The sequence below is a fragment of the Mesorhizobium sp. B2-4-17 genome (assembly GCF_006441275.1).
Taxonomy (GTDB): domain Bacteria; phylum Pseudomonadota; class Alphaproteobacteria; order Rhizobiales; family Rhizobiaceae; genus Mesorhizobium.
Genome location: NZ_VFUX01000002.1, coordinates 253,757 through 268,951, shown reverse-complemented (window position 1 = coordinate 268,951; position 15,195 = coordinate 253,757). Strand labels below are relative to the sequence as shown.

Annotated in this window: 9 protein-coding genes; all 9 read right to left on the bottom strand. The window is 63.4% G+C overall.

Annotated elements, in window-relative coordinates; all coding sequences use genetic code 11:
• Window positions 1–37 precede the first annotated feature (37 nt).
• The 9 genes from FJ548_RS02990 to FJ548_RS02945 all read right to left on the bottom strand — a co-directional run bounded on the left by FJ548_RS02990 (window position 38) and on the right by FJ548_RS02945 (window position 15,169).
• The gene (locus FJ548_RS02990) at window positions 38–1,672 is read right to left on the bottom strand and encodes an alpha-glucosidase family protein (RefSeq protein ID WP_140776722.1); all 1,635 of its coding nucleotides are present in this window, start codon (window positions 1,670–1,672) and stop codon (window positions 38–40) included.
• The gene (glgX, locus tag FJ548_RS02985) at window positions 1,672–3,672 is read right to left on the bottom strand and encodes a glycogen debranching protein GlgX (protein ID WP_140776720.1); all 2,001 of its coding nucleotides are present in this window, start codon (window positions 3,670–3,672) and stop codon (window positions 1,672–1,674) included. Before glgX ends, FJ548_RS02990 begins: the two co-directional genes overlap by 1 nt.
• A 252-nt stretch (window positions 3,673–3,924) precedes the next feature.
• On the bottom strand, window positions 3,925–5,553 hold the full coding sequence (locus FJ548_RS02975) for an alpha-D-glucose phosphate-specific phosphoglucomutase (protein WP_140776718.1): 1,629 nt from the start codon (window positions 5,551–5,553) through the stop codon (window positions 3,925–3,927).
• Between the two features lie 3 nt (window positions 5,554–5,556).
• A complete protein-coding gene (gene glgA / locus FJ548_RS02970) occupies window positions 5,557–7,002 on the bottom strand; it encodes a glycogen synthase GlgA (RefSeq protein WP_140776716.1) in 1,446 nt (481 codons plus the stop codon).
• A gap of 100 nt (window positions 7,003–7,102) precedes the next feature.
• Complete coding sequence (gene glgC / locus FJ548_RS02965) at window positions 7,103–8,368, bottom strand: glucose-1-phosphate adenylyltransferase (protein ID WP_140776714.1); 1,266 nt, start codon at window positions 8,366–8,368, stop codon at window positions 7,103–7,105.
• A gap of 20 nt (window positions 8,369–8,388) precedes the next feature.
• Complete coding sequence (gene glgB / locus FJ548_RS02960; protein WP_140776712.1) at window positions 8,389–10,602, bottom strand: 1,4-alpha-glucan branching protein GlgB; 2,214 nt, start codon at window positions 10,600–10,602, stop codon at window positions 8,389–8,391.
• 107 nt (window positions 10,603–10,709) lie between these two features.
• Window positions 10,710–13,172 carry a glycogen/starch/alpha-glucan phosphorylase gene (locus FJ548_RS02955; RefSeq protein ID WP_140776710.1) on the bottom strand — a complete coding sequence of 821 codons (2,463 nt, stop codon included), beginning with the start codon at window positions 13,170–13,172 and terminating at the stop codon, window positions 10,710–10,712.
• Between the two features lie 132 nt (window positions 13,173–13,304).
• The gene (locus FJ548_RS02950) at window positions 13,305–14,111 is read right to left on the bottom strand and encodes an ATP-binding cassette domain-containing protein (protein WP_181168693.1); all 807 of its coding nucleotides are present in this window, start codon (window positions 14,109–14,111) and stop codon (window positions 13,305–13,307) included.
• On the bottom strand, window positions 14,087–15,169 hold the full coding sequence (locus FJ548_RS02945) for an ABC transporter permease (RefSeq protein ID WP_140610030.1): 1,083 nt from the start codon (window positions 15,167–15,169) through the stop codon (window positions 14,087–14,089). Before FJ548_RS02945 ends, FJ548_RS02950 begins: the two co-directional genes overlap by 25 nt.
• Window positions 15,170–15,195 lie beyond the last annotated feature (26 nt).

Genomic DNA, 15,195 nt, shown 5'->3' with positions numbered 1-15,195 from the left:
AGCCAAGCAGGTCGCTTGAAGGGCGGTCGAACCGCAATCAGTCGAGCCGACCGAGGAAGCAACCGAGCGCCGGCAGCGCGAGCGCGTTGTCGTCAACGTTAGTGGTGCCGCCCAAGACAGCCGCAACAGTTCCAATATCCGACGGCACCGGCCAATTCGCCGGCTCCCCGGCGAAATTGAAGACACAGAGCAATCTCTCCTCGCCGCCTTCGCGGATGAAGGCGAGCACGTCGCCCTCGGCGTCAAGAAAGCGGATCGAACCGCCGACCAGCGCCGGATGCCGCTTGCGCAAGGCGAGCGCTGACCGGTAGGCGGACAGCACCGATTGCTCCTCGCCGTTCTGCACATCGACCGCACGGGCGCGATGGCTTGCCGGCACCGGCAACCAGGGCTTGCCAGTGGAGAAACCAGCATTGTCGGCGCCAGCCTCCCAGACCATCGGCGTGCGACAACCATCCCTGCCCTTCGCACCGGGCCAGAAGCGGATGCCAACGGGATCGCGCAGATCCTCATAGGCAAGCTCCGCCTCATCGAGCCCGAGTTCCTCTCCCTGGTAGAGGCAGATCGAACCGCGCAGGCTGCACAGCAACAGGATCGAGAACCTGGCCACCGTGTCGGAATCGCCGTCCGGTCGCGTCCAGCGGCTGACATGGCGCACCACATCATGGTTCGAGAACGCCCAGCAGACCCAGCCATCGGCCACCGCGCTTTCAAAAGCCTCGACACTGCCGCGCACATGCGCGGCCGAAAACTGCGGACCGAGCAGGTCGAAAGTGTAGCACATCTGCAGCTTGCCGCCGCCGGACGTGTAGGCGGCCAGCGTCTGCAGCGAGCGTCCTTCATCGCCGATTTCACCGACAGCGGCGCGGTCCTGATACTCGTCGAGCAGCGCCCTGAAGCGCCTCAGGAAGGCAAGGTTTTCCGGCTGCGACTTGTCGAACAGATGCTCCTGATAGAGATAGGTGTTGGTCTCGCCATTGGTGCCGGCGACGCTCGACGCCAGAGGCGGGTTGCTGCGCAGCCAGCGGTCATGGACATAGTAGTTGACCGTATCCAGCCGGAAGCCGTCGACGCCACGCTCCAGCCAGAAGCGCACCGTGTCCAGCAGCGCATCCTGGACATCCGGATTGTGGAAATTCAGGTCGGGCTGCGAGGCGAGGAAATTGTGCATGTAATATTGCCGGCGGGTCGAATCCCACTCCCAGGCCGGCCCGCCGAAGACGGACAGCCAGTTGTTGGGCGCGTTGCCATCGGGTTTCGTATCGGCCCAGACGTACCAGTCTGCCTTGGGATTGTCGCGGCTGGCTCGGCTTTCGACAAACCATTCGTGCCTGTCGGATGAGTGCGACAGCACCTGATCGATGATGATCTTCAGGCCCAACCGGTGCGCCTCGGCAACCAGCGCATCGAAATCGTCCAGCGTGCCGAACATCGGATCGACGTCGCGATAGTCCGATACGTCATAGCCCATGTCGGCCATCGGCGACTTGAAGAAGGGTGATAGCCAGACGGCATCGACACCGAGCGAGGCGATATGGGCAAGCCTCGCCGTGATGCCCCTGAGATCGCCGCTGCCGTCACCGGTCGTGTCCTGGAAGGAGCGCGGATAAACCTGATAGATGACGCAGCCCCGCCACCATTCGGCCCCCTGCCCGGCATTGTTGTCGGCCATCACGAACCCTTCCCGGCGCGGCCCATTACGGTCCGACGCTCAATCATGAAACCGACGCCGCGGCCCGGCAGCGGCCGCGCGAGGTCGATCGTCTGCGTTTCCATCGCCGGCAGCCATTGGAACCCGTCGCGCGCAGGCAAGGTGAAGACGCATTGGCGACGGTCGCCGTTGATCATGACGGCAAAGCGGCCGCCCTCGGGATCGCCCAGCAGCATGACGAGGCGATGCCGGGCGGGATCGCTCCAATCCGCCTCGGCAAGCGCCACGCCGGTTTCGGTCAGCCAGGCGACGTCGGGAACGCCTGGAGCACCGGCCGGCTCTCCTGTCAGGAAATGCGTGTCCGACAACGCCGGGACAGTTCGGCGCAGCGCTGCGAGCGCCGAGATGTATTGTTCCAACGCCTGGTCGTGGCCTGCCCAGTCGAGCCAGGTGATGGCGTTGTCCTGCGCGTAGGCATTGTTGTTGCCCTTCTGGGTGCGGCCGAATTCGTCGCCGGCGGTGAGCATGATGGTGCCGCGCGAGGCAAAAAGCGTGGCAAGCAGCGCGCACTTGTCGTCGAAGCGCGCCCTGGTGATCGCCGCATTGTCGGTCTCGCCCTCGGCGCCATTGTTCCAGGACAGGTTGTCGTTGTGGCCGTCGCGGTTCTGCTCGCCATTGGCTGCGTTGTGCTTTCGCTCATAGGCGACGATGTCGGCCAGTGTCATGCCGTCATGGGCGGCGATGAAATTGACCGCGCGGCCGGTTGGCTGGCCGGTCCTGCCAAAAATATCGGACGAGCCGGCAAGCCGCGTCGCCAGCGGTCCAACCGCACCGGCATCGCCACGCCAAAAGTGCCTGACATCGTCGCGATAACGATCGTTCCATTCCAGATAGCGCGCCGGAAAATTGCCGAGCTGGTAGCCGTCGGGACCGATGTCCCAGGGTTCGGCGACCAGCACGCGATCGGCCAGGACGGGATCTCCGGCGATCGCCCCGAGCAACGGCGATGCGGGATCGAACGCGCCGTCGACGCGCCCCAGCACCGGCGCCAGGTCGAAGCGAAAACCATCGACGCCGGCCTGGCGGACGAAATGGCGGAGCGTGTCGAGCACCATTTCCCGCACCACCGGACGATCGCACGCGACCGTGTTGCCGGTGCCGGTGTCGTTGACCAGCCTGCCATCCGGCTGATGCCGGTAGTAGGCCTGATTGTCGAGCCCGCGCAGCGACAGCGTCGGACCCAGCCGGTCGCTTTCACCCGTATGGTTGAAGACAAGATCGAGAATGGTGCCGATGCCGGCCTGACGCAGCGCCGCGACGGTGCCGCGCAATTCCGCAAGGCCGCCGGGCGCCAGGCGCGGGTCAAGCGCCATGAAGGTCACGGGGTTGTAGCCCCAGGCGTTGCTGAGGCCCAGCGGCGGCAGATGCCGCTCATCGATCGACGCCGTCACCGGCATCAGTTCGACGGCTGAGACGCCAAGCCTTTGCAGATGTTCGATGACAGCCGGGTGGGCGAGCGCCGCGACGGTGCCGCGCTGCGCCTCCGGCACCTCAGGGTGCAGCTTGGTGAAGGCGCGCACCGGCACTTCGTAGATCAGGCCACCCGGACGAAACAGCGGCGGCAGGATGGGCATAGCCGTGGGCAAGGCCTTCGCCACGGTCTTGGGCATCAGCGGCGCGGTGTCGGCGCCCTCATTGCGCCGCGCGGCAAGCCGCCAGTGATAGGCATAAGGCCGGTCGATTTCGAGAGCGTAGGGATCGGTCAGCAGCTTGTCAGGGTCGAACCAAAGCCCCCGCTCTGGCGCATAGTCGCCATCGGCACGGAAGCCGTAGCGCGTGCCCGCGGCAACGCCAGAGACAAAGAGCGCATGGGCCCCCTCGTCTTCCGGCTTCAGTTCCAGCCGGTCGAGTTCACGGTTTCCCCGGTCGTCAAAGATCGAAACCCAGAGGCGGCGGGCCGATGAGGACCATGCGGCGAAGCGGATGCCGTCGCGGGTGACGCTGGCGCCAAGTTGGGTCACTGGAAAATATAGCTCAGGTTAGCGCGAGACACCCCCCTCTGCCCTGCCGGGCATCTCCCCCTCAAGGGGGGAGATCGCACTGCCGTACTGATTTCAGCAACGGCCAACGCAGCATGAGGAACGAGACGCTGAAACTGCCAATCTCCCCCCTTGAGGGGGAGATGGCCGGCAGGCCAGAGGGGGGTATAGCGCCCTACGCCCGTCATTGTCTCACCTGGCGCCTTGCGAGAGCTATGAGCGCCGCCGCCACCCTCAAGTAATCACGCTCGGCTTGTTGCGGCCGGTGTGGCTCTTGATCCCGGCGATGTCGTCGGCCGCGGCGATGAGGTCGGCGAGCGCTTCTTGCGTGTCGAGATCGTGCCTGGCCCTGTCCGGCTCGTAGCGCTCGATATAAACCCGGATCGTCGCGCCCGAGGTACCGGTTCCGGAAAGCCGGAAGACGACGCGGGAGCCGCCTTCGAACAGCACCCTGATGCCCTGGTGCTCGCTGGTCGAGCCATCGACCGGGTCGTGATAGGCGAAGTCGTCGGCATTGGCGATCTTCAGGCCACGCACGCTGGTGCCGGGCAGCGAAGCGAGCTTGGCGCGCAGTTCGTCGACCAGCGCGTTGGCCCGGTCGCTCTCGACCTCCTCATAATCGTGGCGCGAATAGTAGTTGCGCCCATAGGTCGCCCAGTGCTCGGTGACGATCTGCTTGCAGCCCTCGCCGCGCGCGGCAAGGATGTTGAGCCACAGAAGCACCGCCCATAGGCCGTCCTTTTCACGGACATGGTTGGAGCCGGTCCCGGCACTCTCCTCGCCGCAGATCGTCGCCATGCCGGCATCGAGCAGATTGCCAAAGAACTTCCAACCGGTCGGCGTCTCATAGATGCCGATGCCGAGCTTGTGGGCGACGCGATCGGCCGCGCCACTGGTCGGCATCGAACGGGCGATGCCCTTCAGCCCGTCCTTATAGCCCGGCGCCAGGCGGGCGTTGGCGGCCAGCATCGCCACCGAATCGGACGGGGTGACGAAAATGCCCTTACCGATGATCAGGTTACGGTCGCCGTCGCCATCGGAAGCGGCGCCGAAATCGGGCGCGTCCGGTCCCATCATCTCATCATAGAGATGCTTGGCATGGACGAGGTTCGGGTCCGGGTGGTGGCCGCCGAAATCCGGAAGCGGCTTGAAGTTGCGGCAGGTGCCGTTGGGCGCGCCGAGCCTGTGTTCGAGGATCTCCTTGGCATAGGGGCCGGTCACCGCATGCATGGCGTCGAAGCGCATGCGGAAGCCCGACTTGAACAGTTTGCGCAGCGCGTCGAAGTCGAACAGGCTTTCCATCAACTCGGCATAGTCGGCGACGGGATCGATGATCTCGACCGTCATGCCGGCGGCCTTGACCGTGCCGATCGTATCGATGTCGATCGGATCGATGTCGGCGATCTTGAAGCTCGAAATCGCCTTGGTCTTTTCGAAGATGGCGTCGGTCAGCTTTTCCGGGGCCGGGCCGCCATTGCCGGCATTGTACTTGATGCCGAAATCCTCATGCGGGCCGCCGGGATTGTGGCTGGCCGACAGGATAATGCCGCCGAAGGTCTTGTATTTGCGGATGACATGCGAGGCGGCCGGCGTCGACAATATGCCGCCCTGCCCGACCATCACCTTGCCGAAGCCGTTGGCGGCGGCCATGGCTATGGCCTTCTGGATGACCTCGCGGTTGTAGTAGCGGCCATCGCCGCCGATCACCAGGGTCTTGCCCTTGAAGCCGTCTAGCGCGTCGAAGATCGACTGGATGAAATTCTCGGCATAGTGCTCCTGCTGGAACACAGGCACCTTCTTGCGCAGGCCCGACGTGCCGGGCTTCTGATCGGAATAGGGTTTGGTGGGGACGGTCCGTATCATGCTTCAGGCAACCCTTTTCGAAAGCAACAGGCGATAGAGTTCGACATATTTTTCCGCGCTTCGATCCCACGACACATCGCTCTTCATGCCCTGGCGCTGGATGGTTTCGAACGCCGCGGGATTGGCGTGGGCGTCCGCCAGGCGGCGGATGGCGTGCAGCATAGCGCCGCCATTGTTGGGAGCAAACTGGAACCCGGTCGCCACGCCGGCCGCCATCGCTGCCTCATTGGCATCGATGATGGTGTCGGCGAGGCCGCCGGTGCGGGCGACCACGGGCACACAGCCATAGCGCAGACCGTAGAGCTGCGTCAGTCCGCAGGGCTCGAAGCGTGATGGAATGATGATGGCATCGCAGCCGCCCTGCATGATGTGCGACAGCCCCTCGTCATAGCCGACGACCACGCCGATGCGGCCGCGGTGGCGCGCCGCGGCGGCGAGCAGCGCACCTTCAAGGCCGGCATCGCCGGAGCCCAGTACGGCCAACCGCGCGCCGGTCGCGACGATACCGTCGACCACCGTCGCCAATATGTCCATGCCCTTCTGCCAGGTCAGGCGGCTGACGACGCAGACGATCGGGCTGTCATCGCGATCAAGGCCAAACCGCTCCTCGACGGCCGCCCTGTTGGGCGCCCGCGCCTCGAGCGTTCCAGCCGTATAATCCGATACCAGATGCTTGTCGGTTTCCGGGTTCCAGATCGCGGTGTCGATGCCGTTGACGATGCCGTAGAGATCGCTGGAGCGCATGTTGATCAGGCCATCAAGGCCCATGCCGAACTCCGGCGAGCGGATCTCCTGCGCATAGGTCGGGCTCACCGTGGTGATCGCCCAAGCGGCCTGCAGGCCGGCCTTGAGGAAGCCGACGCCGCCATAATATTCGACGCCGTCAAGCGCCATCGCCGCTGCCGGCAGGCCAAGTTCCCCGAAAATGCCGGCGCCGAACTGCCCCTGGAAGGCGAGATTGTGCACGGTCATCATCGACGGCGTGCCGACCGCCTTGCCGTAGCGCATATAGGCAAGCGTCATCGCCGACTGCCAGTCATGGGCATGGACGATGTCGGGCAGGTAGCCGGAGATGGCGCCGCCAGCGATATCGGCGCCGGCCTGGCTCAGCGCCGCGAAGCGCCGCCAATTGTCCGGCCAGTCCGCACCCGAGGCGTTGCCGTAAGGACCGCCGGGACGGTCGAACAGGTGCGGCGCGTCGAGCACGAAAAGATCGAGCCCCGCGAGTTGGACGGCATGGACCGAAGCCTTGCCGCCCTGCAGCAGCGGATACTGGTAAACGGCCTTACGTTTCTTGAAGGCTTCCATCACCACGGGAAAGCCTGGAATGAGCGTGCGCATGGTCACGCCCTTGGCCGCCAGCGCCAGGGGCAGCGCGCCGGTCACGTCGGCAAGCCCGCCGGTCTTGATCAGCGGAAAGATCTCGGGCGTGACCGACAGAACCTGCATGCGTCTTTCCGATCCTGTCCAACTCTTCGTTTCCAAGCAAATTCCGGGTTTCCAAGCAATTCCGGGCGGAAAACCGTTTCACACTTTTCCTGGAATTGCTCTAGAGCCCCAGTTTGTTGATCATGTCCTGCGTGATCAGGCAGATACCCTTTTCCGAGACGCGGAAGCGCTTGGCGTCGAGCACGGGATCCTCGCCGACCACCAGCCCCTCCGGTATCCTTACACCGTGGTCGATGACGACGCGCTTCAACTTTGCGTTCCGGCCGACATGAACGTCGGGCAGCATGACGACCTCTTCCAACGTCGAATAGGAGTTGATGCGCGCGCCGGTGAAGATCAGGCTTTTCTTCAGCGACGCGCCGGAGACGATGCAATCGCCCGAGACCAGCGACGACACGGCCGAACCGCGCCTGCCATCCTCGTCATGGACGAATTTTGCTGGCGGCTTCAACTCGGCATAGGTCCAGATCGGCCAGTCGCGATCGTAGAGGTCGAGTTCCGGCGTCACGTCGGTCAGATCGATATTGGCTTCCCAATAGGCGTCGACCGTTCCCACATCGCGCCAATAGGCTTCGTTCTCGGCGGTCGACCGCACGCAGGACTTGGTGAAGCGGTGCGCGATCGCCTTACCGTGCTCAACGATATAGGGAATGATGTCCTTGCCGAAGTCGCGGCTGGAGCCGGGCTCGGCGGCGTCGCGGCGCAGCTGTTCCATCAGGAACTTGGTCTTGAACACGTAGATGCCCATCGAGGCCAGCGCATAGTCCGGCTTGTCGGGAATGCCCGGCGGATCGGCCGGCTTCTCGATGAAGGAGATGATCGTGTCCTTGGCGTCGACATGCATGACCCCGAAACCGGTCGCTTCCATACGCGGCACTTCGAGGCAGCCGACGGTGACGTCGGCATTGGCGTCGACGTGCTGGCGCAGCATCATCTCATAGTCCATCTTGTAGATGTGGTCGCCGGCGAGAATGACCATGTATTCCGGCCCGTAGGCCTCGATGATGTCGATGTTCTGGTAGACGGCGTCAGCCGTGCCCTCATACCATTGCGTTTCCGACACGCGCTGGCTCGCCGGCAGGATGTCGAAACTCTCGTTTCGTTCGGGCCGCAGGAAGTTCCAGCCCCGCTGCAGATGGCGGATCAGCGAATGCGCCTTGTACTGCGTGGCCACACCCAGCCGGCGAATGCCGGAGTTGAGCGCGTTGGAGAGCGCGAAATCGATGATGCGCGTCTTGCCGCCGAAATAGACCGCCGGCTTGGCGCGCCGGTCGGTCAGTTCCTTGAGACGGCTGCCGCGCCCGCCAGCCAACACGTAGGCCATCGCGTCGCGAGCCAGCGGCTGGGTCCGTTTCGTTTCTGCCATGTTTCACCCTCCCCGTTTACTCAGTCTGGAACATATTCGAGCATGATCGTCGAAAGCGGCGGCAAAAGCATCGTTGCCGAGATGCTCTTGCCCTCCGCCCTTGCCTCGACCATGCCGCCATTGCCCATGCCGGAGCCGCCATATTCGGAAGCGTCGGTGTTGATGATCTCGCGCCACTTGCCGGCCTTCGGCAGCGGCACGCGATAATTGTCACGCGGCACCGGCGTGAAGTTGGAGATGACAGCCACCGGGTTGCCGTCAGGCGCGTTGCGTGCCCAGGCAAAAACCGAATTCTGGCTGTCGTCGACGATCAGCCAGGAAAAGCCCTCCGGCTCGCAGTCCCGGCCATGCAGTGCCGGCCGTGAACGGTAGAGATAGTTGAGATCGCGCACGGTCTGCCAGACGCCGCGATGCGGGCGGAAATCCAGCAGGTTCCAGTCGAGCGCGCGCGCCTCGCTCCATTCACGGCGCTGCGCGAATTCCTGACCCATGAACAAGAGCTTCTTGCCGGGATAGCCCCACATGAAACCATAGTAGGCGCGCAAGGTCGCGAATTTCTGCCAGTCGTCACCGGCCATCTTGCCCAAGAGCGTGCCTTTGCCATGCACGACCTCGTCATGCGAGAGCGGCAGCACGAAGTTTTCCGAGAAGGCATAGACCAGGCCGAAGGTCAGGTCGTTGTGGTGGTGCTTGCGGAAAATCGGCTCCTTGGAAAAATACTCCAGCGTGTCGTGCATGAAGCCCATGTTCCACTTGAAGCCGAAGCCCAGCCCGCCTTCATGGACCGGCGCCGAGACCTTCGGCCATGAGGTCGATTCCTCGGCGATGGTCATGACGCCGGGATGGTGGCCGTAGAGCTCCTTGTTCATCTTCTGCAGGAAGCTGACCGCCTCCAGGTTCTCGCGGCCGCCCTTCTCGTTGGGGATCCATTCGCCCTGCTTGCGCGAATAGTCGAGGTAGAGCATCGAGGCGACCGCATCGACGCGCAGGCCGTCGACATGGTATTTTTCGGCCCAGAACAGCGCGTTGTTGACCAGGAACGACATCACCTCGCGGCGGCCGAAATTGTAGATCGCGGTGTTCCAGTCGGGATGAAAGCCCTTGCGCGGATCGGCATGCTCATAGAGGGCGGTGCCGTCGAAATGGACCAGGCCGTGCTCGTCGACGGGGAAATGCGCCGGCACCCAGTCGAGGATCACGCCGACGCCGGCGCGGTGGGCGCCATCGACGAAGCGGGCAAAGCCGTCCGGATCGCCAAAACGCGCCGACGGCGCATAGAGGCCAGTCGTCTGATAGCCCCAGGAGGGATCATAGGGATGTTCGGAGATCGGCATGAACTCGATATGGGTGAAGCCGGTCTCGACCACATAGGGGATCAGCCGGTCGGCCAATTCATCCCATGACAGGAACGTCCCGTCGTCGCGAAGCTGCCAGGAGCCGGCATGGACCTCATAGATCGAGATGGCCTCGCGTCGGGGATCGGCATTGCGCCAGAACGTGCGATGCGCCTCGTCACCCCATGAATGCGACGGCGGCACCGCGGTCACCGACGCCGTCGCCGGGCGCAGTTCGGACTTGAAGGCAAACGGGTCGGCCTTGAGCGGCAGCCTGATACCATCGGGGCCGATGATCTCGTATTTGTAGGGTCGGCCGGCGCCGATATCGGGAATGAACACCTCCCAGATGCCGGTGTCACGACGGTCGCGCATCGAATGCCGGCGGCCGTCCCAGTCGTTGAAATCGCCGACCACCGACACGCGCCGGGCGTTTGGAGCCCAGACGGCGAAGTGCACCCCGGTGGCGCCCTCATGCTCGATGATATGCGCGCCAAGCTTGTCGAACAGCCTGAGATGCGACCCCTCGGCGATATAATAGTCGTCCATCGGCCCCAGCACCGGGCCGAACGAATAGGGATCGGCCAGCCACCAGTCGCCGCCGGCGTTCCTGGCGTGATAGCGCAGCGGCTGTCGCTTCTTGATCGACAGCTTGCCCTCGAAGAAGCCGGCATCGTCTCGCCTGGACAATTCGCCTGCCTTGATGCCGGTCAGCGTGTAGGCGGTGACGAGTTCTGCATGCGGGACGAAGCAGCGGGCAAACAGGCCCTTGCCGATCTCATGGACACCAAGGACCGCAAACGGATCTCCGTGCGTGCCGGCGACAATCGCCGCAACATCGCTGGCTGGCGCCAGTCCGTCCGGCCCGCTTGTCGCCGCGGTCGCGCTCGGCTTCCTCATCAGGCAGTGTCCCTCCCAGGGCACCATGTTTTTGTCTTTCGGTGACGTGAGTCTGGCACTCAACTCACATCCCGGGACCACATTGTTCGCGGTCTCATGCAATCACATCAGACAGGCACGTTCCAGATTTCTTTCGCGTATTGACGGATGGTGCGATCGGATGAGAACCAGCCCACGCGCGCGACGTTACGGATTGCCCGGGCGTTCCAATCGGGGCTGTTGCGCCAGACCGCATCGACGTCGCGCTGGCAAGCGGCATAGGCGTCGAAATCCGCGGCGACCATGAACCAGTCGCTGTCGTAGAGACCGTTGATGAGATCGCGGTAGCGAGTGGGATCATCGGGCGAGAAGACACCCGACGAGACGGCCGCGACCGCCTGCGCCAGTTCGGAGGAAGCCTCGATGATGCCGCGAGGGTCGTAGCCATTGTTACGCCGCTCGGCGACCTCTGCCGTGGTGAGGCCGAAGATGAAGATGTTGTCGTCGCCGACGCACTCCTTGATCTCGACATTGGCGCCATCGAGCGTACCGATGGTCAGCGCGCCGTTGAGCGCGAACTTCATGTTGCCAGTGCCCGACGCTTCCATGCCCGCGGTCGAAATCTGCTCGGACAGGTCGGCCGCCGGCATCATGATCTCGGCCAGGCTGACATTGTAGTTCGGCACGAACACCACCTTCAGCAAACCACGAACGGCCGGATCGCGATTGATGACCCTGGCGACGTCGTTGGCGAGTTTGATGATCAGCTTGGCGTTGTGATAGCTGGGCGCGGCCTTGCCGCCGAAGAATTTCACGCGCGGCATCCAGTCGCGCTCGGGATGCGAGCGGATCTGGTCGAAGAGCGCGATCGCCTCGAGGATGTTCAGAAGCTGGCGCTTGTATTCGTGGATGCGCTTGACCTGGATGTCGAACAGTGCCGAGGGATCGACCTTGATGCCGAGCCGGTCGGCGACGAGATTGGCCAGCCGCACCTTGTTCTGCCGCTTGACGGCGGCGAATTTGTCGCGAAACGCGCTGTCGTCAGCAAAGGCCTCGAGCCCTTTGATGGCGTCTATGTCGTCGAGAAAACGGTCACCGATCGTCTCGCGGGCGAGCGATGTCAGCCCGGGATTGCACTGGATCAACCAGCGCCGCGGCGTGATGCCGTTGGTCTTGTTGTTGATGCGATCAGGGTAGAGCCTGTGGAGATCGGCGAAGACCGTTTCCTTCATCAACTCGGTATGCAGCGCCGAGACGCCGTTGATCGAGTGCGAGCCGACAAAGGCCAGGTTGCCCATGCGCACGCGGCGGTCGCCATTCTCCTGGATCAGCGAGATGCGGCTGATCTGCTCGCCCGAAAATTGGTTGGTCGCGCGGGCTTCGAGCAACACCTCGGCGTTGATGGCATAAACGATCTGCATGTGGCGCGGCAAAAGCCGCTCGAACAGCGGCACCGGCCAGCTCTCCAGCGCCTCCGGCAGCAGCGTGTGGTTGGTGTAGCCGAAGGTGCGCTTGGTGATGTCCCAGGCAAGGTCGAAGTCCATGCCGTGAACATCCATCAGGAGCCGCATCAGCTCAGGCACCGCGATCGCCGGGTGGGTGTCGTTGAGGTGGATCGCCGCCTTGTCGGGCAGTGATTTCAGGTCGCCATACTGGCTGAGGTGCCGCTGCACGATGTCCTGCAGCGAGGCGGTCGAGAAGAAATACTCCTGCCGCAGCCTGAGCTCCTGACCGGCCATGTGGGAATCGGCGGGATAGAGCACGCGCGACAAAGCGTCGGCCTTATTGCTTTCGGCAAGCGCGCCGATGTGATCGCCGGCATTGAACTTGTCGAGCAGGATCGGATCGACCGGCATGCCCGACCACAGCCGCAGCGTGTTGACGCGGTTTCCCCGCCAGCCGACCACGGGCGTGTCGTAGGCGACGGCGAGCACGTGCTCGGTCGGCTTCCAGACATGGCGTTCGAGCCGGCCGTCCTTGGTGGTGATGGATTCCACCGAACCGCCGAAGCCGACCTCGAAAGAGCGCTCGCGCCGCTCGAATTCCCAGGGGTTGCCGTGGTCGAGCCAGGTCTCGGGCAGCTCGACTTGCCAGCCATCGTGAATCTCCTGGCGGAACATGCCGTTGGCGTAGCGAATGCCGTAGCCATGCGCGGGAATGTCGACGGTCGCCATGCTTTCCATGAAGCAGGCGGCGAGCCGACCAAGGCCGCCATTGCCGAGCGCCGCATCCGGCTCCAACGCCGCAATGACGTCGAGGTCGACGCCGAGCGAGGTCAGTGCCTCGCGCATGTTCTCCATCAGGCCGAGATTGGAAAAGGCGTCGCGCATCAGGCGGCCGATGAGGAACTCCAGCGATAGGTAGTAGACGCGCTTTTCCCGCTGGTCGTAGGCCTCTTTCGTCGCCTGCATCCAGTGGTCGACGATGCGGTCGCGCACGACCTTGATCGAGGCGGTCAGCCAGTCGTACTGGGTCGCGACTGTGGTGTCCTTGCCGACCCTGTATTTGAGGGACATCAAGACTTCTTCGGCGAGCGTTCTGGGATCGGGATTGTCGAGAGCGGGGGCTTCGATCGTCATGGCGGATGTCATATCGCCTCTCGTTCAGTTGGCCTGATCATACCGGCTTTCACAGTTTCTCCCAGCCTATCTTAGTGCATTGCAGCATGTCTTCAATCGATTTAAACATTGCCGGGTTGAATGCCCCTGCGGCAATTGGCAAGATCAGGCCGCCAGGACCTCCGGCGGTGCCTTGGCCCCGGTCATGAAGGCTACCGCATCGGACATCGTGTATTGTTTGGGGTCGATGACGGCCAGGCGACGGCCCAGCCGATGGATGTGGATACGGTCGGCGACCTCGAAGACATGCGGCATATTGTGTGAAATGAGCACGATCGGAAGGCCGCGTTTCTTGACGTCGAGGATCAGTTCGAGCACGCGGCGGCTCTCCTTGACACCGAGCGCCGCGGTCGGCTCGTCCATGATGACCATTTTCGAGCCGAAGGCGGCGGCGCGTGCCACGGCAACGCCCTGACGTTGGCCACCAGACAGCGTCTCCACCGCCTGGCTGATGTTCTGGATCGTCATCAGACCGAGTTCGGTCAGTTTGTCGCGCGCGCGCTTTTCCATCACCGGACGGTCGAGCATGCGAAGCCATCGGCCAAGGAAACCCGGCTTGCGGATTTCGCGGCCAAGAAACATGTTGTCGGCAATGGACAGTGCCGGCGACAGAGCCAGGTTCTGGTAGACGGTTTCGATACCCGCTTCGCGGGCTTCCATCGGCGACTTGAAGGCAATCGGTTTGCCCTCGAGCCGGATCTCTCCCTCATCCGGCGTCACCGCACCGGAAATGGCCTTGATGAGAGACGACTTCCCGGCGCCGTTGTCGCCGATCACGGCGAGGATTTCTCCGGGGTAGAGATCGAAGTCGGCGCTGTCGAGGGCAGTGACGCGACCGTAACGCTTGGTCAGGCCGCGCGCGGTGAGGATGGGTTCCTGAGCCTGGGTCATGCCGAGATCTTCCTGATCCATTGGTCGATGCCGACCGCGACGATGATAAGGGCGCCGACCGACAATTGCGTCCATTGGGGATCCGTTCCCCACAACCGCAATCCCAGTGCGAACACGCCGACGATCAGAGCACCGAAGATGGTGCCGAGGATGGAGCCGCGTCCGCCAAACAGCGAGGTACCGCCGATCACCACCGCCGTGATCGAATTGATGTTCTCGAACTGGCCGGCCTGAGGCGAGACCGAGCCGATGCGCCCGATCAGCGCCCAGCCGGCAATGGCGCAAATGATGCCCGTCAGCGTGTAGACCACGAGCAGCATCCGGTCGACACGGACACCCGACAGTTCGGCTGCCTCCGGGTCGTCACCCACCGCGTAGACATGCCGGCCCCAGGCAGTCTGGTTGAGCACGTACCAGGCGATCGCCGCCATGATCAGCATCAGAAGCACGCCGTAGGTGAAGACGGCGCCGCCGACCTTGAACGAGTTGCCGAAGAATTGCAGCAATGGCGCCGTTGCCTCGAGGTCCTGGCTGCGGATGGTCTCGTTGCCCGAATAGATGAAGTTGATGGCAGCGTAGATCGACCAGGTGCCGAGCGTCACGATGAAGGGCGGCAGTTTCACCCTGGCAATGAGGACGCCATTGACCAGGCCGCAAAGCGCGCCGACAAGCAGCCCGACGGCGACGGCCACGGGTGCCGGGACACCGTAGTGCATGGCAAACTGGCCCATGACGACAGAACTCAGGACCATGATGGCACCAACCGACAGGTCGATGCCGGCGGTCAGCACCACCAACGTCTGGGCGATGCCGACCATACCGGTTATCGCCACCTGCTGCAGGATCAGCGTCAGCGTGAAGGGGGAGAAGAAGCGGCCACCGACAACGACGCCGAACAGGATCACCGAAAGCACGAGGATGATCAGGGGCACCATTGCCGGGCTTTTGTGGAGCCTGTGCTGGATGCTTTCCAGCGGGGTGCGCGAATGCGTGTCGAAGGAAGCGACGCTGCCGTCGCTTGCGGCCAACGCCTTTTCGAACTCCTGTGGTCCGCTGACTTTGGTTGTCTCGATGCTCAACTCGGCCTCCCCGCCTTATGTGTGGA

Bases quoted from the DNA above. Each gene is read 5' to 3' on its own strand.
- glgB (WP_140776712.1), bottom strand. From the start codon at position 10,602: ATGAGGAAGCCGAGCGCGACCGCGGCGACAAGCGGGCCGGACGGACTG.
- FJ548_RS02950 (WP_181168693.1), bottom strand. From the start codon at position 14,111: ATGGATCAGGAAGATCTCGGCATGACCCAGGCTCAGGAACCCATCCTC.
- FJ548_RS02975 (WP_140776718.1), bottom strand. From the start codon at position 5,553: ATGATACGGACCGTCCCCACCAAACCCTATTCCGATCAGAAGCCCGGC.
- FJ548_RS02990 (WP_140776722.1), bottom strand. From the start codon at position 1,672: ATGGCCGACAACAATGCCGGGCAGGGGGCCGAATGGTGGCGGGGCTGC.
- glgA (WP_140776716.1), bottom strand. From the start codon at position 7,002: ATGCAGGTTCTGTCGGTCACGCCCGAGATCTTTCCGCTGATCAAGACC.
- FJ548_RS02955 (WP_140776710.1), bottom strand. From the start codon at position 13,172: ATGACATCCGCCATGACGATCGAAGCCCCCGCTCTCGACAATCCCGAT.
- glgC (WP_140776714.1), bottom strand. From the start codon at position 8,368: ATGGCAGAAACGAAACGGACCCAGCCGCTGGCTCGCGACGCGATGGCC.